The organism is uncultured Microbulbifer sp., from assembly GCF_913055755.1.
GTDB lineage: Bacteria > Pseudomonadota > Gammaproteobacteria > Pseudomonadales > Cellvibrionaceae > Microbulbifer.
Window position 1 is genome coordinate 26,638 of record NZ_CAJXKH010000005.1, and the last position, 21,886, is coordinate 48,523.

The window sequence follows — 21,886 nt, forward strand, 5'->3', positions numbered from 1 at the left end:
TTATTCGGCAACGGGTTCTGCCAGCAGCGCCCTTACCTGGCGCTCACGGGAATCGCGCATGCCGGCGGCCCTGCCCTCCTCAATGGCGATTTCCAGGGGAACACCGGACTGTGCGCGGTAAATAGCCCATGCAGTGCCCACGCGGTTACCGGAACCACAGTGCACCAGTACCGGCGCCGCAGAGTTGTCCGCCAGCACTGCGCTCAGGCCCGCAATCACCTGTTCCGAAGGCACCCCCTTGTCCACCGGCAGGTTCAGGTAGCGCATACCGGCAGCTTCCACCGCGGCCTTCTCCTGCGCGACACCCTCTTCCGGGGTACGCAGGTCAACGATGGTCTTGAAACCCAGCTTTGCAATGGTATCGATACGCGCGAGATCTATACTGCCACCAGTGGCAATCAGCGGGCGCAGGCGATTGTAATTGGTGATTTCCGTCCCCACTTTATCCCCGAAGGGGACCTGGCTTGCTTCCTCTGCCGCTGCGAGCAGCGGAGCGGCAAGGCCCAGGGTGAAAAAACAATGGGCGACCAGCACTTTGAGCAATTTCATTTTACGTCCTCCAGTTGGCGCGCTATTTTGCCCCAGAATTCACCCTATCGTCGAACCTAACGCCTACTTGATGGTCGAAACCACTGGCGATATGATTCGGACAGTTTGCAACATCACTAGCAGGAGACGCTAATGCAGCCCCAAGTTTATACACAGTCCCAAGCGCTGGAACGCTCGGACGCCGCCAAGGTACTGCGCAACACCTATGCGCTGTTGGCCATGACTGTTCTGTTCAGCGCAGTCACTGCTGGATTTTCAATGGCCATCGAGATGAGCCGTGGCGTGAGCCTGATGTGTTCACTGGGCGCCCTCGCGCTGGTCTGGTTCGTGTTGCCGCGCACCGCCAACTCCGCGTCCGGTATCGGTGTGGTATTCGCCTTTACCGGCCTGTTGGGCGCCTCCATCGGGCCAATGCTGAACCACTACCTGAGCCTGTCTGGCGGCAGCCAGATCGTAATGCAGGCCCTGGGCACCACCGCGCTGATCTTCTTCGCACTGTCTGCCTATGTGCTGACTACCCGCAAAGACTTCAGCTTTATGAGCGGCTTCCTGTTCGTGGGTCTGATTGCGGTACTCGTGTGTGCCATTGGCATGATGATTGCCGGCTTCTTCGGCGTGCACATGCCGCTGGCCAGCGTAGCCCTGAGCGGCGTGATCGCCCTGTTGTTCTCCGGCTTCATCCTGTACGACACCAGCCGTATCGTGCACGGTGGTGAAACCAACTACATCATGGCAACCACCTCCCTGTACCTGAACATTCTGAACCTGTTCACCAGCCTGCTGCACATCATCGGCTTCGCTTCCGACGACTGATCAGCCCGCGGAAACGGTTTACACAGTGCCCCGCCTCGCGGGGCATTTTTATTTGCAGGCCAGCTGAACCCATGAAATTCACCCTCGTCGTTTACGGTGCCCCCCACGCCTCGGAAGGCGCCGCCAGCGCCCTGCGCTTCGCCCGCGCGCTGCTCGAAGCCGGCCACAGCCTGTACCGAGTATTTTTTTATGGCGACGGCGTCCACAACGGCAGTGCACTGGCGGCACCTCCCCAGGACGAGCAGGACCTGCTCGGCCAGTGGCAACGGCTGCAGCAGGCCCACAACCTCGATCTGGTGGTGTGTATTGCCGCCGCCCAGCGCCGGGGGCTGTTGAGCGAGAGCGAGGCCTCCCGACTGGAGAAGTCCGCCGCCAACCTGGCCACGGGTTTTACACTGGCCGGTCTCGGGCAACTGGCGGAAGCGGCGGCGGTGTGTGAGCGCGTCGTGACCTTTGGAGGTTGAGCATGAGTAAAAGCATTCTCGCCCTCTGTCGCCAGGCCCCCTATGGCAATGCTCTCGCCCGCGAAGGGCTGGAGGCAGTGCTCGCGGCGGCAGCCATGGACCAGACACCCGCAGTGCTGTTCTGTGGCGACGGCGTGTTCCAGCTGGTACAGCAGAGCCCCGAGGGCATTGGCGAAAAGAACCTGCGGCGCAATATCCAGGCCCTGCCCATGTTCGGCGTGGAGACCCTGCATATCTGCCGAGCGAGCCTGCAACAACGGGGCATAGACCCGGTCGCGATAGAGCTGCCCGGCGCGGAGATTCAGCTGGTGGAAAATACCACGGCATTTATCGATGGCTTTGATCACGTCCTGAGCTTCTGAACCGCAGGCACCAACCCAAATGACTCTACATATCGTCAGTAAATCCCCCTACTCTTCCAGTGCACTGGCAGACTGCCTGCGCACCTGTGGCAATGGCGATGCCATTGTCCTGATCGAGGATGGGGTGTACGCGGCACAAACGGGTAGCGAAAAGCTGCAGGACTTTGCGGGAAAAGCCGTTTTTTGCCTCAGGGCGGACGCGGAAGCCCGCGGCGTGGCGGTAACCGCAACCGTGGACGAGATCGACGAAGCGCGCTGGGTCGCACTGTGCACCGAATACCGTCCCATCGTCAGCTGGTTCAAGTGACGGACATAGCATGAAAAATCTGGAGATTGCGGGGCGCGAAATCCCGCTGGATAAAGAAGGCTTCCTGCGCAATCTGGCAGACTGGACGCCTGACGTCGCGACGGCGCTTGCCCGTAGCGAGGGCATCGAACTGACCGAAGCCCACTGGGAAGTGCTGCAACTGTTACAGTCGTTTTACCGCGAGTTCGAGCTGTCGCCGGCAATGCGACCACTGGTCAAATATGTGGGCCAGCACCTGGGTCCGGACAAGGGCAAAAGCATCTACCTGATGCAGCTGTTCCCGCCGAGTCCTGCCAAAGTCGGCAGCAAAATCGCCGGCCTGCCCAAGCCCACCAACTGCCTGTAATCAGCTGCCCGCCTGCACAATCACCCGCCGCTTGCCGCGGTGGTGGCGGTGTTCCCACAAAAAGATCCCCTGCCATGTGCCCAGCATCAGACGACCGTCTTCCATGGGGATACCCAGGCTGCAAGCGGTCAGCGACGCCTTGATATGCGCCGGCATATCGTCCGGGCCTTCCAGGGTATGGGTATACAAAGGGTCATTTTCCGGCACCAGCCGGTTCAGCCAGTTTTCCAGGTCCACCCGCGCACTGGAATCGGCGTTCTCCTGAATCAGCAGGCTGGCGGAGGTATGCTGGATAAACAGCGTACACAAGCCACTACCAAAGAGGTTTTGACCCGCCAGCCAGCGATGAACCTCATTGGTGAACTCGTGCAGTCCCTGCCCGTGCACTACTATCTCAAGCTGGCCCAGCGCCATATCTGGTACTCCTTATCGATCAATGAGCAACGTTTAACTCGGCATCGTATTCGCTATAATCCGCGCCCGCATCCACCGCCGACAAGGCATTCCCTGGGCAAACACTGGCTGTAACTATGGCACTGCACCGCGTAAATACCGACGACTACCAGCAACAACTGGATGAAAAAGTAGCCAGATTGCGCCAGGCCTACCAGCCGTTTACCGAGCGCACCCCCGAAGTCTTCACTTCACCGCCCAGCCACTACCGGCTGCGCGCCGAATTCAAGATGTGGCAGGAAAAAGGTCGCGTCGATTACGCCATGTACAAACAGGGCGAATACAAAAAGCCGTTTATCATCGAGGAGTTTACCGTCGGTTCCGAGCGGATCAACGAACTAATGCCGCCGCTGCTGGAAGCGATCAACGATAGCGAAATCCTGCGCAAACGCCTGTTCTCCAGCGAGTTCCTGACCACCCTGAGCGGTGATGCACTGATTACCCTGATCTACCACAAGCCGTTGGATGAAGTCTGGGAACAGGAGGCACGTGCCCTGCAGGATCACCTCGGCGTTCCGGTGCTCGGCCGCTCCCGCAAACAAAAGCTGGTACTCGACCGCGACTATGTGATCGAAAAGCTGGATATCAACGGCCGGGTCTACCAGTACAAACAGGTTGAAGGCAGTTTCACCCAGCCTAACGGCCATATCTGCCGCTCGATGGTCCAGTGGGCCAAAAGCTGTTGCGAAGACGCGGACGGTGATCTGCTGGAGCTGTACTGCGGCAATGGCAACTTCACCATTCCGCTGGCGGAACATTTTGACAAGGTGCTGGCGACGGAAATTTCCAAGGTGTCGGTGAATGCGGCACAGGAAAATATCGCCGCAAACGGCGTGGAGAACCTGGCCATCGTGCGCTTATCCAGTGAAGAGTTTACCCTGGCGATCGACAAGGTGCGTCCGTTCCGGCGACTGAAGGATATTGACCTGGACAGCTACGATTTTTCCACGGTGCTGGTGGATCCGCCGCGGGCCGGTCTGGATACCGACACCTGCGCGATGGTCGCGCGCTTTCCGCGCATCGTGTACATCTCGTGCAATCCGCAGACGCAATTGGAGAATCTGGAAGAACTGACCAGGACCCACCGGGTGGAGCGGTTTGCGATCTTTGACCAGTTTCCCTATACGGATCACACCGAGTCGGGCGTTCTTCTGGTGCGCAAATAACGATTCGACGCAGTCCGGTGGCGGTACCGCTGCCGGGTACATATTTGCGAGACACGCCGTGAACCCATCCATGGGGGCTCTTCGAAAACGTCCCTGTTTTCGAAGGTTTCGCAAATATGTACCCACCACCGGCACCTCAACGAATCGCCGACAATTTACTTATCAGCGCCGTTAAATAAATCCTTTAGAAATTGCGACCCAGAATCCGCTTGGCCGCATCCAGCGCAAAATCCCGGTACTCATCTTCCACCCGCGCCATCTCTTTCTCGAACGCAAACTTTTCCTTGCGTGTCAGCTGCTTCCAGTCCTCGAGAATCGGAATATGACTGGTCTTGTCGGCGATGGTGTAAAAGGCCACAAACTCTTCCTTCACCGAGGCCCCAACCTGCAGTGAGTCCAGTAGCACGCGGATGCGGATGGAGGCTTCGGTAAGGCCGACGCCCTCATCCAGCAGGGTTTTGGCAATGATCTGGATACTGGTATTCACCCGGTCCCGCTGCTCATTGGCAGCGAGTTCGATTTCGGCCAGTTTCTGCGCCTGCACCTTTCTGACCTTGCGCAGCTCGAGTACGTAGTAAGTGGCAATCGCGGAGAGTACGACGATTACCAGGGCTGCGATTACCAGAATCCACACAGGAACCTCGGTCATGGAGAATATACCTTCAACAGCGCCAGCCCGAGGCTGGCGGTAACAATGGAAAACAGGGTGCTGAGTGCGACGATGTTGGCGGCAAGCTGGCTGTTGCCCCCCAGAGCGCGCGCCATGATAAACGACGCAGCGGCGGTAGGCGATGCGGCCATCAGGAACAGGATGGCCATGGATTGTGGCGGCAACGCGAACAGCCAGCCGAATGCCAGCAGCACCACCGGCACCACGAGCAGCTTGAACCCCGACGCCACAAAGGCGCCGAAGGAGCTGCGCCGCAGCATGCTGAGATCCAGGCTGGCGCCGATACACAACAGCGCCAGCGGCAGCGTGATCGATGCGAGATAGTCACCGGTCTGCACTAGGATTTGCGGCAGTTTCAGTCCGACACCCTTGGCAATGAGGGCGAGCACGATGGCAACGATCAGCGGATTTCTGGCGATATCCTTCAGCAGTTTGGACCAGCTGAAAGTGGCTTTCTGGCTGTACACCGCAAACAGCGCCACCGCCGCCACGTTGTAGAAAATGGTGATCACGGCCATCAGCAGCGCCGCCTGGGCGAGCCCGGCGGGTCCGTAGGCATTTGCCGCCCAGGCCAGGCCGATGATTCCCAAGTTGCCGCGAAAGGCCCCCTGGATAAACGCGCTGCGGTCGCCCCATTCCAATGGCCGCGCCGCCAGCCAGGCGAGCGGAACCGTCACGACAGTGCCGATCAGGCCGGCAGCGAGCAGCGGCCACTCGTCACCGAGACGGGCATCGGAGGCGAAGATATTGAAAAACAGCAGTGCCGGCAGCGTGACCAGAAATACCAGCCGGGAGGCGCCATCCACAAACGCGTCCGACAGCAGGCCCTTCCAGGCCAGCCCGTAACCGATCAGCAGTGTCAGGAAGATCGGCCCGGTGACCGAGATCGCAAAGGCGAAGGTATCCATCCCCCTTATTCCGCCTCGCTCTCGGCTTCCAGCAGGTCCTGGGTCTCGTCCTCTACCGCAGTTTTATCCGGCAGTGCCGCGCTCGAACTGGTCTCTGCCTTCTCGCGCATATCGGCGGCGATCTGTTTGCGGGTCTTGGCCCCCAGCTTGCGCAGGCTGTCGATTCGTTTTACCGCGTTGCCGCGGCCGGTGCTCAGGCGCTTGCAGGTTTCCTGGTAGGCCTCGTCCGCCTGGCGGATGCGATTACCCAATACATCCAGGGATTCCAGTACCAGTACAAACTGGTCGTGCAGCTTGCCCGCTTCCGCGGCGATTTTTTCCGCGTTCTTGTTCTGTTTTTCGTAGCGCCAGATATTTTCCACCGTGCGCAGGGTGGCCATCAGGCTGGTGGGACTGACCAGCACGATCTGTTTTTCATAAGCGAAGCGGAACAGGTCCGGATCCGCCTGCATGGCCAGCATATAGGCCGCCTCAATGGGCACGAAGATGAAGACGAAATCCAGCGTGCGCACGCCCTCCAGGGATTCGTAGGCCTTCTTGTTCAGGCCGGTGATATGCGCCCGTAGGGAGTTTACGTGTTGCTTGAGCGCCTGGGACCGATCCTCGTCGGTCTCGGCGGAGCTGTAGCGCTCGTAGTCCACCAGCGACACCTTGGAGTCGATGATCAGGTCCTTGCCTTCCGGCAGGCGCACGATAACGTCCGGCTGGCGGCGTCGCCCTTCCTCGTTGCTGTCTTTGAGGGTCACCTGGGTTTCGTATTCGCGCCCTTTCTGCAGGCCGGACTCTTCCAACAGACGCTCCAGCACCACCTCGCCCCAATTGCCCTGGATCTTGCGGTCGCCCTTCAGCGCGGAGGTAAGGTTGAGGGCCTCGTCGCTGATTCGCTGGGTCTGTTCCCGCAGCGCCTTGATCTGCCCCAGCAGGCTGTTGCGCTCGGCGTTTTCGCGGTCGTAGACATGCTCTACCCGCTTGCGAAAATCCCCCAGCTGGCGCTCCAGTGGGTCCAGGCTCTTGCGCAGGCTGTCTTCGCTGCGGCGCACGAAGGCCTGCTGTTTTTCCTCGAAGATCCGGTTGGCCAGATTTTCGAATTGCTGGGTCATGGCCGCGCGGGTCTGTTCCAGCTGCTGGCGCTGCTCCGCCAGCGCCGCCTCGTTTTTCTCCACCAGCACCTGGTAGCGGGCCAACTGCTGTGACTTGTTGTCCAGCTCCGTGCGCAGCTGCTGGATATCGACGCCCTGCTGGGCCTCGCGCTCGCGGCAGTTCTGCAGCTGGGCCTCGGCCAGCTGGCAGTCGGACTTCAGTGACTGCACCGCCCGTGCAAGTCGCGACCGCGCCCACCACACCGACAGTCCCAGCACCACCAGTACAACCACCGCTACCAGTATTGTCTGCTCAAGTGTGACCTGAAGGGGAAACGCGATCATAGAAATCTCTTAAACTGATATGAGAAGCCAGTCAGCCTGCGAGAGGCGGTTGGCGCAAGTAATTTGACCTGCCGGTCCCCTCCCCCTTTGGGGTATCCTTGTTCCGTTCAGAACGGGGTTCTTACCGGGTTACGGAGGCTCGCCAGAGCTACCGGGGTAACGGAGTTAGAGAGGAATACAGGTTTCAATATGCCCAATGGAAGCGGCCATTCTAACAAGGCCCCCAGCGCATTGATATTCGATTCCGGCGTCGGCGCCATCAGTATCGCCCGGGAAATCCGCCGGCAGATTCCCGGCCTCACCCTGCATTTCGGTATCGACAACGGCTTCTACCCCTATGGCACCAAGAGCGAAGAAGCGCTGCGCCCGCGCATCATCAAAGTTGCCAGCGCAATGATGGCCACCAGTGGAGCGGATATTCTGGTGGTCGGCTGCAACACCGCCAGCACCCTGGCGCTGCCCGGGCTGCGGGATGCCCTCAAACAACCGGTAGTGGGCGTGGTCCCCGCAATCAAACCGGCCGCGATCCAGAGCCGCAGTGGCACCATTGCCCTGATCGCGACCGAGGGCACGGTAAACCGGCACTACACCCGCCAACTGATTGAAGAGTTTGCCACCGGGGCCGAGGTCATCAACGTGCCGGCGCCGGAACTGGTGCGCCTGGCGGAAGCCAAGTTGCGCGGTGAGACCATCAGTGCAGAGGCACTGCAACCGGTGATAGCGCGGATTTTCGAGGTCCCGGGTGGCGACAAGGTAGACACCGCGGTGCTCGCCTGCACCCACTTCCCGCTGCTGCGGGAAGAGCTTGCGGCGGCGGCGCCGCGCGCGATCGACTGGCTCGATTCCGGCGATGCCATCGCCCGCCGCGTGCAGTGGTGGCTGCAGCAACTCGAGTTGCCGGCAGAGCGCGCCGAGCCCGGCCTGCTGCTCACCAGCGCGGAAGACACAAGTGGAAAAATTATTGCGGCGTTCGGCGAGTTCCCCCTGACCTACCGACTGCAGCCCTTCCCCGTTAGAATCTGATCAAGACCAAGATCGCGAGCCGGGCCCGGGAATAGATTTCCTTGGTCCGATCCCAAACCAATACAACAACAAGCACCCTCTTATGCTGCAACCGGCATTTGCCTTACAAGATATTCTCCAGCAGCTGCCCGCGGGCGGCCTGCTGCTGACTCCCACGAACCGCCTGCGCAATCGCTGCCAGCAGGTTTACGGTGCGGCACAGACGGCAAAAAACTGGGCCCCGCCCGCGGTAGAATCGCTGCAAGGCTGGCTCGACAAACTCTGGTTCGAATTGCAACAACAACGCTGGCAGCCGGCACTGAAAATGGTGCTGAACCGAGAACAGCGACAGTTGATCTGGCAGCAGTGCGTGGAGGACAGTCTCGATCGCGGCCTGCTGAATACCCAGCAACTGGCAGCGAATTGCGACAGCGCCCTGGCCCAGCTGATCCAGTGGCGTATCATTTCCGAGCTGGAAGACGCCGATGCGGTTTTCGCTGCGCATCTGGAAAAGTTTGCGCTCAGTAAAGACGACTACCCGCTGTTCGCAATCCTGCCGAAATTTCACCGGCAACTCGCCGAGCGCAACGCCATCACTACCGATCAGCGCGACCTGCTGATTGCGCGTGCGTTTGTTGAAGGCATTCTGAAACCGTTGCCCATGCTGGCACTGGCAGGCTTCACCCAGATTTCACCGCTGGCGGAACACATCGTGCACATTGCTGCCGCCAAGGTGGAGCAGTTCGGCACCCTGCAGCGACCAGGCAGCCTGCAGGTTGCGGCCTGCCACAACCTGGAAGATGAGTTGCACCAGGCCGCCCGCTGGGCCGCGGAAAAACTCGCACACAACCCCGACGCCAGCATCGGCATCGTGGTCAACAACCTCGGGCAGTGCCGTGCGCTGGTGGAACGGGTGTTTGCCCGGGTACTGGAGCCCCAGTGGCTGCAGCCGGACTCCCCCGCCTACACGCTGCCGTTCAACTTTTCCGCCGGTACCCCGTTGGCAAAAACCCCCATCGGCAATGCGTCGCTGCTGCTGCTGGAAACCCTGCGCGACCGCTTTGACTACGGCCAGCTGCGCAATCTGCTGTTCAACCCTTACTGGGGCAGTACCAACACCGCGGAGGAACAGCACCTGCGCAGTGCGCTCCTGCGTCGGCTGCAAAAGCTGGAATTGCGCGAGGTGGCCGGCAATACCCTGCGGCACTGGGCGGAACGGCTCGCTAGCGAAATCGCACCGGAAAGTGCCCTGCCCGCACAATTGAACCAGCTGGGTGACTGGGCCAGGCGCTGGCAGCGGGCACCGGCGGAAATCTGGGCGCTGCGTTTTTCCGAACTGCTGACCTTTGTCGGCTGGCCCGGTACGCGCAATCCCAACAGTCAGGAATACCAGCAACTGATGCTGTGGGAATCCGCGCTGGAAGACTTTGCCGGGCTCACCGGATTTGGTGGCAACCTGTCGCTCAACCAGGCACTGAACATCCTGCGCCAGATTGCCAATCGCCTGCCGTTCCAGGCAGAGACCCGCGACGGCCCGCTGCAGATCCTCGGGGTACTGGAGGCCGGCGGTCTCGCCTTCGATCACCTGCGCCTGGTCAGCTTTGGCCAGCAACAGTGGCCGCCACCACCGGCACCCAACCCGATGCTGCCGGTGCAGTGGCAGAAGGAGCGGAAAATGCCGCGGGCATCCGCCGAACGCGAACTGGAGCTGGCCCAGGGACTCACCGCCGACTTGCTGAATGCCTCTGAAGACAAGGTGGTGAGTTACGCCTGCGAGCAGGACGGCGTCGGGCAATCCCTGAGCGCCCTGTTCCCGACCGGCGACGAGTGCACAGCACTCTCCCATGACGCACTCACCGAACACCTGCAACAGCTGGAACAGGCTGCTGCACTGGAGTCCGTCATCGACGATCACATGCCGCCGCTCAAAAGTGAAGAGTGCAAACAGGTCCGCGGCGGTGCCGGCGTGCTCAAGGCCCAGGCGCTGTGTCCACTGAATGCGCAACTGGTTTATCGATTGGGGGCGGAGCAGTTCCAGCCACCGGGTATTGGCCTCAGCGCCGCCGAGCGCGGCAACCTGATTCACGAAATGCTCGCGGCGTTCTGGCAACGCTGCGGCGATGCTGCCGCGCTCGCACACATGAGTGATGAACAACGCAGCGAAACCAGTGTGGCTGCGGTGTGCGATGCCATCGACAAACTGAAATCCAAACACCCGGAACTGCCGCCGGCATTCTGGAACCTGGAACAGCAGCGCCTGCAGGACATTTTGCAACAGTGGCTGCCACTGGAATCCGCACGCCCGGCATTTAGCGTGCGCGGCATCGAAGCGGAACAGTTTGTGGAACTGGACGGTATGACGTTTCGCCTGCGCCTCGACCGCCTGGATGAACTCGCCAACGGCGAGCAACTGGTGATCGACTACAAGACCGGCAGCACCTCCGTCAGCGACTGGTTGCAGCCCCGTGTGCGCGAACCCCAGTTGCCCCTGTATGCGCTGTTCCAGCCACAAGCCCGCGCTATTGCCTTTGGCGTGGTGCGCAATGGCGAGTGCAAGTACCAGGGCTGCGGCGAAGTCAGCGAACCGATCAAGGGCATCAAAACCGTAGCGGACAGCCAGCGCGATAAAGAAGCGGAAATCCAGCAGTGGCCACAATTACTGGATCACTGGCAACAGGCGCTGCGGCAATTGGCCGGCGAATACCGCAACGGCCACGCAGCGCTGGATTTCGACCGCCCCGCCGACAACACCAATCAGAAATCCCTGTGGCCCCTGAACCGCTGGCCGGAAAGAAGCCAGAAGTAAGGAGGCAAAAATATGCAACAGGAAATGCACCCAGAAACAATTCAGCCGACCGACAACATGGCAGCAAGCAGTCAAGCAGGCAATCAGCCCATCGATGCCAGAGAACGCGCCCAGGCGCTGGATATCAGCCAGAGTTTTGCGGTATCCGCCCCCGCGGGGTCGGGCAAAACCGGCCTGCTCACCCAGCGCCTGCTGAAGCTGCTGAGCGTGTGCGAACAGCCGGAAGAAGTGCTCGCGATTACCTTTACCCGCAAGGCCGCGGGGGAAATGCGCGAGCGCTTGCTCGATGCATTACTGGAAGCGAGGGACACCGCCGAGCCGGAAAACCCCCACGCCAAAACCACCTGGCAACTGGCGAAACAATTGCTCGCCCGGGATGCAGAGCTGAACTGGAACCTGCTGCAAAGCCCGCAGCGGCTGCGCATCCAGACCATCGACGGTCTCTGCCGCAATATCGCCAGCCAACTGCCCATCGACAGCGGCCTCGGCGCCCCCGGGGAACCGCTGGAACAACCGGCGATTGCTTACGAAATGGCAATCGTCAACCTGCTGAAGCGCCTGGAAAATGCCGCGCCCGACAGCGAACTGGCCACCCTGCTGTTGCATCTCGACAACAACCTGCCGGAAGTCACCAACTTGCTGCAGACGCTGCTGGAGAAGCGCGAACAGTGGCTGGAGCCGCTGATGTCGGTACACGATGACGCGGCGGAAGACTATTTCCACTTCGTGATCGACGAACTGATCGCAGAAACCCTGGGAGATTTCAAAACCGCCCTGGGCAGTTTTTCCGGCGAGCTGGTGATGCTGGCGGACTACGCCGGCAGCAACCTGCAGCAAGACAAGCCGGATCACAATATCAGCCAGTGCGCGGGCCTGGCCGGTTTGCCGGACTGTAACAGCGAATCCCTGCCCCAGTGGCTGGCACTGGCAGACCTGCTGACCACCACTACCGGCACCTTCCGCAAATCCCGCGGCATCACCAAGGCCATCGGCTTTCCCGCCGCCGACAAGAAGTCACCGGATCCGGAAAAAGCCAGGGACTTCAAAGACCGCATGATTGCCCTGCTCGGCGAAATCGGCGAGCATCCACAACTGCTGGAAGCCATCACCGAAGTGCGCAAACTGCCCGCCGGTATGGTCGACAGCCAGTGGCAGATTTTGCGCGCGCTGTCGAAGGTGCTGCCCTTGCTGGTGGCGGAACTGAAGCTGGTATTCCAGCAACTGGGCGCAACCGACTTTACCGAGGTGGCGCAGGCGGCGCTGGTAGCGCTCGGCAATCCCGAGCAGCCCACCGACCTGGCACTCAAGCTCGATGTACAGATCCGCCATATTCTGGTGGACGAATTCCAGGATACCTCGCAACTGCAGTTGGAGCTGCTGCAACGGTTGACTGCCGGCTGGGAGGCCAATGACGGCCGCAGCCTGTTTATCGTTGGCGACGGTATGCAGTCCTGCTATGGCTTCCGCAATGCCAACGTGGGCATTTTTCTCGATGCCCGCGCCCACGGCATCGGCGAACTCAGGCTGACGCCGCTGAACCTGCAGGTGAATTTCCGTTCCAGCAATGCGGTGGTGGACTGGGTAAACCGGACTTTCGCCGCCGCCTTCCCACCCAAGGACAATATCAGCCGCGGCGCGGTGCGCTACCTGACCTCCACGGCATTCAAACCCCAGAGCTGGCCGGATGCGCCGGTGAGTTTTTACGGCTGCATCGATGACGAGCAGCGCACCCGGGAAGCGGCACAGGTGGCCAAGCTGATCCAGGAGCTGCAGCAACGCTCTCCAGACGGCAGCATCGCGGTACTGGTACGCAACAAAAAACACCTGGAACAAGTACTGCCCGCCCTAACCCACGCCGGCATCCCGTTCCAGGCCCAGGATCTGGCGCCACTGGCCAGCCGAATGGTGGTGCTGGACCTGTTGAGCCTGACCCGCGCGCTGGCAGACCCCAGTGACCGCCTCAGCTGGCTGGCACTCCTGCGCGCGCCCTGGTGCGGACTGGCACTGCCGGACCTTCACGCCGTTGCCACTTCAGGACTCGCAGACCAGAGCCCGCGGGACCCGAAAATTCCACCGTTGCTGAATGTATTGGCACCCGAAGCCATAGAGGGGATCGCGGGCGTCAGTGACGATGGCCGCGTGCGATTACAAAGCACTGCTCCAATAATACGGTCGGCATGGGAAAGCCGCGGGCGCAAACCCCTGCGGGTCTGGATCGAGGGTGTGTGGATCGCCCTGGGTGGCCCCGCAGCGGTTGCCGACAAACGGGAACTCAGCAACGTCGAGGATTTTTTCCAGCTACTGGAAAAATTCGACCAGGGTGGCGCCATCGGCGACTGGCAACAATTCGAGCAGGCGCTGGACAGACTGTTCGCACGCCCGGCGCAGGAAGCGCGGGTGCAGATCATGACCATCCACAAATCCAAAGGGCTTGAATTCGACCACGTGCTGATCCCGGGGCTGGATCGCACTGGCGGCGCCGGCGGCAGCGACCAGCTGTTGCGCTGGTGCAGCTGGCTCAACCGCGACGCCCACAATCGCTTTCTGCTGGCCCCGAAAAGCCCGCGCAGCGGCAAGGACCCGCTGTACGAGTACATCAAGTACGACAACAGCGAGCGCGAACGCCTCGAAGGCACCCGCCTGCTCTATGTGGGCTGTACCCGCGCCATCCACTCCCTGCACCTGTTGGGTTGCGTCAAACCGTCCGAAAAAGAAGACGAGGGATTCAAAAAGCCCGCTGCCGCCTCGCTGCTTGCCAGCATCTGGCCGGCACTGGATCCATTTGAGCCCTGGTGTCACTGGCTGGAGCCGGAGGAAGCGCAAGCGCGGGAAAGCGCACCGGAGAACAACGATTTTCTGCTGCGGCTACCGCAGCAATGGTCGCAACCGCAGTTTCCGCAAGCACAGCACCTCGCGCGCTATCGCATGAAGGATTACCAGCCCGGTGAAAGCGACGAACCCAACCTGCCGGAACTGGGCCAGGTGCACCTGCGCTGGTTCCGCCACGCGGGCACCGTGGCCCACGAATCCCTCGCCACCCTCTCGCAGGACCCAAGCTGGCGCGAACGGGAACCGGCAGAGAATGCCGACGAACTGCGGCCGCTGTGGCAGCTGCGCCTCACGCAGCTGGGACTGAACGGCAATCGCCTGGCGGACGCCGTGGAAAAGGTCGAACAGGCGATACTGCGCACCCTGCACTGCCCGCACGGTTGCTGGCTGCTGGATAGTGGTCATCGTGAAGCGGCCTCGGAACTGGAACTCCACAGTGGCGGCCGGCAGCTGCGTCGCTCCATTGTCGACCGCACCTTTATCGATAGCGACGGCTGCCGCTGGATCATTGACTACAAAACCGCGGAGCCGTCCGAGGGGGAAAATCCGGATACCTTTATCCGGGCCCAGCTCGAGCGCTATCGCAACCAGCTGGATGGATACCGTACCCTGTTTTACCAGCGGGGCGAGAGCCAGGTTCGCTGCGCGCTGTATTTCCCGCTGCTGCAGCAACTGGCGGAACTGCCGGCACTGTAGGCCACGAGCGTGTATAACGGCCCCATTCCGGGGCCGTTATTTCTGCACGCCGTTTTCGAGAGATTCATCCCCCATAAAGTGCCAGAGGGAGCGGCCACGAAATAGATATCCTAAGAACTCACCGCCAGCCCTGACAGAAAGCCATTCTCAGCGTGAAAGCCAAAACCCAAATTGGTTACAAATGAAACACTGGCCCTGCTCCGGACCACTGGTTAGCATAAGTGCCCCGCTCGGCGCCGCTTCAGGCGCCACAGGGCAAAGATGACGAAACCAACATCCACAAAAAAAGCACAATACACGACGAAACAAGTAGTGACGTAAACATGACCATGCAGCAGTTCGACGACCTGAATGTCGTCTCCCAGGAAGTACTGATCACGCCGGAAGCGCTGAAATCGGAACTGCCCGTCAGCGACGCCGCGGAAGCATCCGTAGCCGCCGGCCGCGCCGCCGTGCGCGACATCCTCGACCGCAAAGACCACCGCCTGATGGTGGTTATCGGCCCCTGTTCCGTACACGACGTCGATGCCGCCATCGACTATGCCAAGCGCCTCAAGGCGCTCGCGGACCAGGTCTCCGACACCCTGCTGATCGTCATGCGCGTGTATTTTGAAAAGCCCCGCACCACCGTGGGCTGGAAGGGGCTAATCAACGACCCGCACCTGGATGACTCGTTCAAGATCGAAGAAGGACTGCATATCGGCCGCAAACTGCTGCTGGATATCTCCGAGCTGGGCCTGCCCACCTCCACCGAAGCGCTGGACCCGATTTCTCCGCAGTACCTGCAGGACCTGATCTCCTGGTCCGCCATCGGCGCGCGCACCACCGAATCCCAGACCCACCGGGAAATGGCCAGCGGCCTCTCCTCCGCCGTGGGCTTCAAGAATGGCACCGACGGTAGCCTGGAAGTGGCCATCAACGCCCTGCAGTCCACCGCCAACCCGCACCGCTTCCTCGGTATCAACAAGGAAGGCCAGGTCGCCATCATCCACACCGCCGGCAACAAGTACGGCCACGTGGTACTGCGCGGCGGCAACGACAAGCCCAACTACGACTCCGTCAGCGTCGCCGTGTGCGAGAAAGAACTGGAAGCCGCCGGCCTGGTGCCCAACATCATGGTCGACTGCAGCCACGCCAACTCCAACAAAAACCACGAGCTGCAACCGCTGGTAGTGGACAACGTCACCCACCAGATCCTGGACGGCAACAAGTCCATCATCGGCATCATGGTGGAAAGTAACCTGAAGGCCGGCAACCAGAAGATCAACAAAGATCGCAGCCAGATGGAATACGGCGTATCCGTAACCGACAAGTGCATCAACTGGAAAACCACCGAATCCCTGTTGCTGAACATGGCCGAGCAACTGCGCGGCCCGCTCAAGGCTCGCCAGGGATAAGTCAGGCGACGGCTAACCCCTGACCTGCCCCCAAAGAAGCCGGCATTGCCGGCTTTTTTGTAATTAAAATTCACCACCGTACAGCGCCGCCTGCAGACGAGAACAACGAGGTACCTCCATGAAAGATAACAGCGCAACCTTCACTCGAGCCGAAGAAAGCGGCAACGTATGGCTCTCCCAAGACAACGCGCACGACGCCGACCTGACCGATCACGGCATAATCCCCACCGTACTCGACTCCGAGGTGGAGGTCGGCAAGGCCATGCTGAACGAGCTGTTCGAAACCGCCAGAGCAAAAGACGGCGATATCAATATCGCCCTGCTTGGCGGCCGCGGCGCCCAGGCCCTGCACCGCCTGCTGGGCGAACTGGCCAGAACCTCAGAGCAGGACGAACTCCTCGGCCGCCTGAACGTATTCACCCAGGACGCCCTCGCCCCCATGAGCATGAGCAACGGCTTCAGCTTCGTGCGGGACTTCGAGCGCATCCTCGGCCCCGACTTCTTCAGGAAAGTAAAAAGCTTCACGCCGATGCAGACAGACACCGACGATCTGGAAGCCGGGCTGATCGCCTACCTGAACAAGCTCGAGTCCCTCGGCGGTCTGGATATCTTCTTCATCGGCCACGGCCCGGAAGAAAACCAGGCCTCCCACCTCGCCTACATCAAGCCCTTCTCCGGTGCCAAGAGCAATCACCTGGCTGGCGTAATCCCGATTTCCAGCAGTATCCTTGAACACCATATCAGCAAGTTCAAAGCCGGTGGCAGTGCGGTAAGTGAACAGGACGAAGCCGAATGCCGCTCCGCCCAGTACATCCTCACCCTGGGCCCGGCAGCTATTTTGCAGGCAAAGAAAGTCGTGCAATCCGTAGTCGATGCGGATACCGCCCCAGCCAAGGTGCAGACCTATACGAACGTGCTGAATACGCGGTTAAGCGAAGACAGAGAGGAAGCGCTACAGCAATTGAATGCTAATCCGGGGCTGTGGATCAGGTTGCACTCAAACACCAAATCTTTTGTGCTGCCGAATTTGGAAGTTTAAATGATCGCGGAGCAAAATCCGGAATAGCTGAAAACGCCTGTTGACTATCGGGTTTTCATGCCGAAACCCACCGAGTTTTAAAGGGCCGGCGCCGTCGGTCCTTTAATTTTTTGAATATAAAAAGCATGTTCAGGTAAACATTCCCGGCACGCCGAAATCCCAGTGGCATTGCCAGCGGCATTTTAGAACTACATATCTCGCATCCGGTTCACGCTCTGTACCATCTGCTTTATCCCCTGCTCTTCCAGCGACTTCAGCTCTTCCATCAGTTCCCGAGTCTCTTCGATATCCGCCCGGCCGTACAAATAGCGGTAGAGTTCGATCACCTGCTCGTGCTGATCGGTAATAACGCGCATAATTTCATCCGGCTCGAGGTCCTGGAACGGCGCATGGCACTGTTCACTGTGTAGTATCGGATGCTTGTCCATGTAGTCGTAACACCAGGTATTGAGCGCGCGGGTTTCGGCGGTTTTCACGAACCCGTCGACGGTCTGGGACATTTCCTGCTCGTGCTTTGTCAGATATTCGAGCAGCATCTGGGAGCGGGTGTTCTCGCTCTTGCCGAAGCAGTGTTGCAGGCAGGCGGATAAATTCTTGTGGAATTCGCGGGTCCATACCAGCACATCCCTCAGGGTTTCGACTTGCACGTTCGGCCTCCACAGGTAAAGGAAAGCGGTGCGACAATACCGCGAAGTAAATTCGCCCACCGCCCGGTTGTTCTCAAAGGTTAGCAAGTACGCCCGCAGGTCTGGCCGTGGTGCTCGGAATTTCGGGCATGTGTTTCCACATAAGTTCCTGTGTAGAATCAACGGCCAGCAACGGGCGGTAATCAGAATCGGGGAATCCCTGCGTTGAATACCTGCCTGTTTTCGGCAGTGAATTGTGATTTACCGGGGGTAAGAATGAAACAGTGGGTGTTGGCAGCCGTGATGCTGTGTGCCGGTTGTGGGACGACGACCGAACATAATGCACAAAATGCGGCAGTCGTCGGTCGCAGCTGGATCAACCCCGACGCCGGCTATCCGCAGAGCCACGCTTCCACCCTGGTGCAGACCGATAGCGGCGCGCTGCTGGCGGCGTGGTTTGGCGGTACCCACGAGCGCCACCAGGATGTTGCGATTTACGTGGCGCGCTGGGCAGATGGTACATGGCAACCGGCACTGAAGGTGGCCACAGGCAGCGACAGTGCCGGCAACCCGATGCCCACCTGGAACCCGGTGTTGTTCCAGTCCCCCGGTCAGCCGCTCACGCTGTTTTACAAGGTGGGCCCCAACCCGCGCGAGTGGTGGGGCATGATGATGCAATCGGCGGACGACGGCGCAACCTGGAGCCATCCCGCCCGGCTGCCGGATGGGATGATTGGCCCGGTGAAAAACAAGCCAATCACCACCGGCATGGGCGCCTGGCTGGCACCGTCGAGCACCGAAGACAACGGGCAGTGGCGCCTGCACTTTGAGCAGTCGAAAGACCAGGGGCAAAACTGGACGAAAACCGCGGAGGTGGACCCGGGCCCGGGGCTGGATGCGATTCAACCGAGCATTCTCACCTATCCCGACGGGCGTTTGCAGGCGCTGGCGCGCACCAAGCAGGGGGTGATGGCGAGCACCTGGTCTTACGACCGGGGCCGCAACTGGACGCCGCTGGCCGCAATTGATTTACCCAACCCGAATTCCGGCACCGACGCGGTAACCCTAGCTAGCGGCCTGCAACTGCTGGTGTACAACCACTCGGCCCATGCACCCAACACGCCCGGCAAAGGCCCGCGCTACCCGCTGAATATCGCCCTGTCCCGGGATGGCGAGCACTGGTATCCGGCGCTGCCCCTGGAGGCGGAGCCGATCAAGGAGGGCTACGGGTATCCGGCAGTGATCCAGACCGACAACGGCCTGGTGCATATCTCCTATACAGTCGGGCGCAAACGTATTCGCCACGTGGTGGTCGATCCCAGCAGGCTGGCAATACAACTGCCATAGCGCCCTGCCCGCTCTGGGGTTCAGCGGTTCTTGCCCAGATTGCGCAGGAAACCGTCAATGATGTCCACCGTCTGGCTGAGATAGGGATCAAACAGCCAGTAGGTGTGGATCACTTCGGGAAATGCGTGGTACTGGTAGGGAATACCGAAGCCCTTGAGGGTCTCCTCCACCTGCTTGTGGCCCATGGTGAATCGCGGCTGGCCGCTGCTGATGACCAGTGTTGCCGGCGAGGTTTTCGAGAGATGTGAGGTAGGTGCGGCCTGCCGCCACAGCTCCGGCGATTGCTCCATGTCGCTGCCGAGCCACGCCTGCAGCGGTGATTGGGGGTTCGGGCGCTCGTGATCGAGGTTGAGCACGCCGTCGAGGTCGATCAGGGCATTGACGCGCACATCGCTCTTGCCGAACACTTGCGAAGGTCCAGCGTAGGCCAGCAGTGACGCCATATGCCCACCGGACGACCCGCCCAGCACGGCGATCTTGCCGGGATCTATAGCGTATTCACCGGCATTCTGTTTCAGCCACTGCAGTACGTCGTTTACGTCTTGCATCGCCGCCGGATACGGTGCCTCCAGCGACAGGCGGAATTCCGGCACAACCAGGGTGTAACCGCGCTGGGCGAGCTGGTTCGCCATGGCATACAGGTGTGAACGCTGACCGGAACGCCAGCCGCCGCCGTGGATCATCACGATGATCTGCTCGTTATTCTTTTCCGGGGCGGGCTTGAATAGATCCAGGTGCAGCTCGCGCTTGTCGATGGCCTTGTAGCGGCGATCGAAAAATACCTGTTGGCCGGCAGCGAAAGTCAGTGCGGGCCATTCCAGCGAAGGATCTTGTTTTTTGTAGCGGTAAAAACGCTCTGAGGGCGTGTAGGAATCGTCTACCGGAATGCTGGTGACAGCGAGGCAGTGCTGTGCGGCAATCAATAAAAACAGCGCGATCGACGCGCGAAATACAGTTGTCATCAGAAAGACCTTAACTTCTCGGGGTATTGCATCTGGTAGTGCGACACCTTCCACACATCCGAGCAGTAAACCACCTCTTCGCCCTACTCTACAACTTTCGCCTGGATACTGTGCCACTATTCGGTCTCCCCCTTCCCCGCAAGCGGAAAAAAGCATGAAACCTTTCGGCAGCTGCCACTGCGGCAATATCACCCTCGAGGTCGCCACACTCCCGACGGAAGTGACCAGCTGTAACTGTTCGCTGTGCCGGAGATATGCGGGGCTGTGGGCCTACTACGAGCCCGCTGACGTCGTGGTGCACTACCAGAACCCGGTGAAGAGCTTTTATATCTGGGGAGACCGGGATATTGAACACCATCGTTGCCACCATTGTGGCTGTGTGACGCACTACATCACTACGGACAAGTGCCCGGTCAAGCGCATCGCGGTGAATGCGCGCATGGCGGACCCGGCGCTACTGGAGAAGATGAAAATCCGGCTGGTGGATGGCGCATCCTTCTAGGCTGGTTCACAATTCGAACCAGCCAGAATGTGGAGAAGTCCGATGTCCGAAACGCAACTCACCCAGATCGTCTGCCCCTCCTGCACTACGCCGAACCGGGTCCCCCGGCAACGGCTGGGCGATCGCCCTCTGTGCGGCAAGTGCCGCGAACCGTTGATTGGCGGACACCCGATCAATGCCATCGATGTCAGTTTCCGCCGCTTTATCGACAAAAGCGACCTGCCGGTAGTGGTCGACTTCTGGGCCACCTGGTGCGGTCCGTGCCAGCAGTTCGCACCGGCATTCAGTCAGGTGGCGGGTGAAATGGCGACACAGGCAGTGTTCGTGAAGCTGGATACCGAAGCCAACCAGCAGACCGCCAGCGGCTTCCAGATTCGCTCCATCCCCACCCTGATGGTGTTTCACCGCGGCCGAGAAATCGCGCGCCTGTCTGGCGCGCTGCCCAGGCCACAGTTCGTGCAGTGGCTCAATCAGCAATTGCCGTGACTCGTCTCCGATTCAGACAAACCTGACCGGGGCACTTGAGCCCCCCTATTTCCAGAATCGGCGCCGTTTTTTTCACCTCACCTGAGAGAGTCGCCACGGCGGCACCAGTTCTCTACTAGGATTCTGGATATTTTCCTTGACCAGAATCCAAATGAGCAAAATCCATTCAGCATATCGCTTACCAGCGGCCCCGCTTTTGTTGGCCCTTGCAGCAGCTTTCCCTTTGGCGATGGCGACCCATGACGCCCAAGGCAACAGTCTGTTCGTTGTAGACTCACCAGACCTTATCGCGAAAACAGCTGATTCGGTGTACAGGGAACGCGATGATATCCGGAACAATGAGCTGGTTGCTACGCCATCCATGGTTTCCGTTCGCTGTGAGCCACAGCAGGAAGTCCGGCTTCCGGTTTACAGCGATACCCAGTGTCCGGCCCCCCTGGTAATCAGCAGTCCGTGTATCGCCTACGTCCACTTTCCATTGCGATCGACATTTAAGAGCGATGTCACAGTCCTGCATGATGGGCAATGTGAAGTGCACTTCAGCTACGATTTTGTGACCGCGCAGCAGCTCGAGAATGGAGATATTCTGGTAAATGGGGGGAACGGAGGAGCCGGCGGCAGTCAAACGGGTGACTGTGCCACCTTGAAGCCATATCTCGAAATTGAGGAAGCTATCGCACTGCATCAAAACGCGCTAATGCGTGAATCCGCGGCCATTACTCAGCCATAAAA

Annotated in this window: 22 protein-coding genes; 15 read left to right on the forward strand and 7 right to left on the reverse strand. The window is 60.1% G+C overall.

From position 1 onward, the window contains the following. Entirely contained in the window at positions 1-549 is a 549-nt protein-coding gene (locus QZ511_RS02120; RefSeq protein WP_295798250.1) for a protein tyrosine phosphatase family protein, read from the reverse strand. A gap of 132 nt (positions 550-681) precedes the next feature. On the opposite strand from QZ511_RS02120, the gene QZ511_RS02125 reads away from it, so the two are divergent. The 5 genes from QZ511_RS02125 (at position 682) to QZ511_RS02145 (ending at position 2,841) form a co-directional block, all read left to right on the forward strand. Next, positions 682-1,362, forward strand: coding sequence for a Bax inhibitor-1/YccA family protein (locus QZ511_RS02125; protein ID WP_295798252.1), 681 nt, complete (start codon positions 682-684; stop codon positions 1,360-1,362). Positions 1,363-1,433: 71 nt separating this feature from the next. Next, entirely contained in the window at positions 1,434-1,826 is a 393-nt protein-coding gene (gene tusD, locus QZ511_RS02130) for a sulfurtransferase complex subunit TusD (protein WP_295798256.1), read from the forward strand. Positions 1,827-1,828: 2 nt separating this feature from the next. After that, the gene (gene tusC, locus QZ511_RS02135) at positions 1,829-2,188 is read left to right on the forward strand and encodes a sulfurtransferase complex subunit TusC (protein ID WP_295798260.1); all 360 of its coding nucleotides are present in this window, start codon (positions 1,829-1,831) and stop codon (positions 2,186-2,188) included. A gap of 19 nt (positions 2,189-2,207) precedes the next feature. Then, complete coding sequence (gene tusB, locus QZ511_RS02140) at positions 2,208-2,495, forward strand: sulfurtransferase complex subunit TusB (RefSeq protein ID WP_295798262.1); 288 nt, start codon at positions 2,208-2,210, stop codon at positions 2,493-2,495. A 10-nt stretch (positions 2,496-2,505) separates the two neighbouring features. Then, entirely contained in the window at positions 2,506-2,841 is a 336-nt protein-coding gene (locus QZ511_RS02145) for a TusE/DsrC/DsvC family sulfur relay protein (RefSeq protein WP_295798264.1), read from the forward strand. Here QZ511_RS02145 and QZ511_RS02150 read toward each other — a convergent pair whose 3' ends face one another. Further along, the gene (locus QZ511_RS02150; RefSeq protein WP_295798267.1) at positions 2,842-3,255 is read right to left on the reverse strand and encodes a secondary thiamine-phosphate synthase enzyme YjbQ; all 414 of its coding nucleotides are present in this window, start codon (positions 3,253-3,255) and stop codon (positions 2,842-2,844) included. Between the two features lie 116 nt (positions 3,256-3,371). On the opposite strand from QZ511_RS02150, the gene trmA reads away from it, so the two are divergent. Further along, a complete protein-coding gene (gene trmA / locus QZ511_RS02155; RefSeq protein ID WP_295798270.1) occupies positions 3,372-4,460 on the forward strand; it encodes a tRNA (uridine(54)-C5)-methyltransferase TrmA in 1,089 nt (362 codons plus the stop codon). A gap of 184 nt (positions 4,461-4,644) precedes the next feature. On the opposite strand, the gene QZ511_RS02160 is transcribed toward trmA, so the two are convergent. Genes QZ511_RS02160 through rmuC form a run of 3 tightly spaced genes read right to left on the reverse strand, consistent with a single transcriptional unit; the run spans position 4,645 to position 7,462 of the window. Beyond that, positions 4,645-5,109, reverse strand: a complete 465-nt coding sequence (locus QZ511_RS02160; RefSeq protein ID WP_295798271.1) for a DUF2489 domain-containing protein — start codon at positions 5,107-5,109, stop codon at positions 4,645-4,647. Continuing rightward, a complete protein-coding gene (locus QZ511_RS02165) occupies positions 5,106-6,038 on the reverse strand; it encodes an AEC family transporter (protein ID WP_295798273.1) in 933 nt (310 codons plus the stop codon). Before QZ511_RS02165 ends, QZ511_RS02160 begins: the two co-directional genes overlap by 4 nt. 5 nt (positions 6,039-6,043) lie before the next feature. Further along, positions 6,044-7,462 carry a DNA recombination protein RmuC gene (gene rmuC, locus QZ511_RS02170; RefSeq protein WP_295798275.1) on the reverse strand — a complete coding sequence of 473 codons (1,419 nt, stop codon included), beginning with the start codon at positions 7,460-7,462 and terminating at the stop codon, positions 6,044-6,046. Positions 7,463-7,651: 189 nt separating this feature from the next. Between rmuC and murI the strand changes: the two genes are divergently transcribed. From murI to QZ511_RS02195, 5 genes are all read left to right on the forward strand, one after another. Next, positions 7,652-8,485 (forward strand): glutamate racemase, encoded by an 834-nt coding sequence (gene murI, locus QZ511_RS02175; RefSeq protein ID WP_295798278.1) that lies wholly within the window; start codon positions 7,652-7,654, stop codon positions 8,483-8,485. An 82-nt stretch (positions 8,486-8,567) separates the two neighbouring features. Then, a complete protein-coding gene (locus tag QZ511_RS02180) occupies positions 8,568-11,270 on the forward strand; it encodes a PD-(D/E)XK nuclease family protein (protein WP_295798282.1) in 2,703 nt (900 codons plus the stop codon). Positions 11,271-11,327: 57 nt separating this feature from the next. Then, complete coding sequence (locus tag QZ511_RS02185; RefSeq protein ID WP_295798285.1) at positions 11,328-14,795, forward strand: exodeoxyribonuclease V subunit beta; 3,468 nt, start codon at positions 11,328-11,330, stop codon at positions 14,793-14,795. 329 nt (positions 14,796-15,124) lie between these two features. After that, positions 15,125-16,192, forward strand: coding sequence for a 3-deoxy-7-phosphoheptulonate synthase (locus QZ511_RS02190; protein WP_295798379.1), 1,068 nt, complete (start codon positions 15,125-15,127; stop codon positions 16,190-16,192). A 118-nt stretch (positions 16,193-16,310) separates the two neighbouring features. Beyond that, entirely contained in the window at positions 16,311-17,231 is a 921-nt protein-coding gene (locus tag QZ511_RS02195; protein ID WP_295798288.1) for a hypothetical protein, read from the forward strand. 188 nt (positions 17,232-17,419) lie between these two features. Here the strand turns inward: QZ511_RS02195 and QZ511_RS02200 are convergent, their stop codons facing one another. After that, a complete protein-coding gene (locus tag QZ511_RS02200) occupies positions 17,420-17,878 on the reverse strand; it encodes an ATPase (protein ID WP_295798291.1) in 459 nt (152 codons plus the stop codon). 255 nt (positions 17,879-18,133) lie between these two features. Here QZ511_RS02200 and QZ511_RS02205 point away from each other — a divergent pair, with 255 nt between their 5' ends. Continuing rightward, on the forward strand, positions 18,134-19,204 hold the full coding sequence (locus QZ511_RS02205) for an exo-alpha-sialidase (protein ID WP_295798294.1): 1,071 nt from the start codon (positions 18,134-18,136) through the stop codon (positions 19,202-19,204). 20 nt (positions 19,205-19,224) lie between these two features. On the opposite strand, the gene QZ511_RS02210 is transcribed toward QZ511_RS02205, so the two are convergent. After that, positions 19,225-20,166, reverse strand: a complete 942-nt coding sequence (locus QZ511_RS02210; protein WP_295798302.1) for an alpha/beta hydrolase — start codon at positions 20,164-20,166, stop codon at positions 19,225-19,227. A 154-nt stretch (positions 20,167-20,320) separates the two neighbouring features. Between QZ511_RS02210 and QZ511_RS02215 the strand changes: the two genes are divergently transcribed. The 3 genes from QZ511_RS02215 (at position 20,321) to QZ511_RS02225 (ending at position 21,884) form a co-directional block, all read left to right on the forward strand. Next, a complete protein-coding gene (locus QZ511_RS02215) occupies positions 20,321-20,668 on the forward strand; it encodes an aldehyde-activating protein (RefSeq protein ID WP_295798303.1) in 348 nt (115 codons plus the stop codon). Positions 20,669-20,710: 42 nt separating this feature from the next. Beyond that, positions 20,711-21,154 (forward strand): thioredoxin TrxC, encoded by a 444-nt coding sequence (gene trxC, locus QZ511_RS02220; RefSeq protein WP_295798306.1) that lies wholly within the window; start codon positions 20,711-20,713, stop codon positions 21,152-21,154. Between the two features lie 151 nt (positions 21,155-21,305). Continuing rightward, the gene (locus QZ511_RS02225; protein ID WP_295798308.1) at positions 21,306-21,884 is read left to right on the forward strand and encodes a hypothetical protein; all 579 of its coding nucleotides are present in this window, start codon (positions 21,306-21,308) and stop codon (positions 21,882-21,884) included. Positions 21,885-21,886 lie beyond the last annotated feature (2 nt).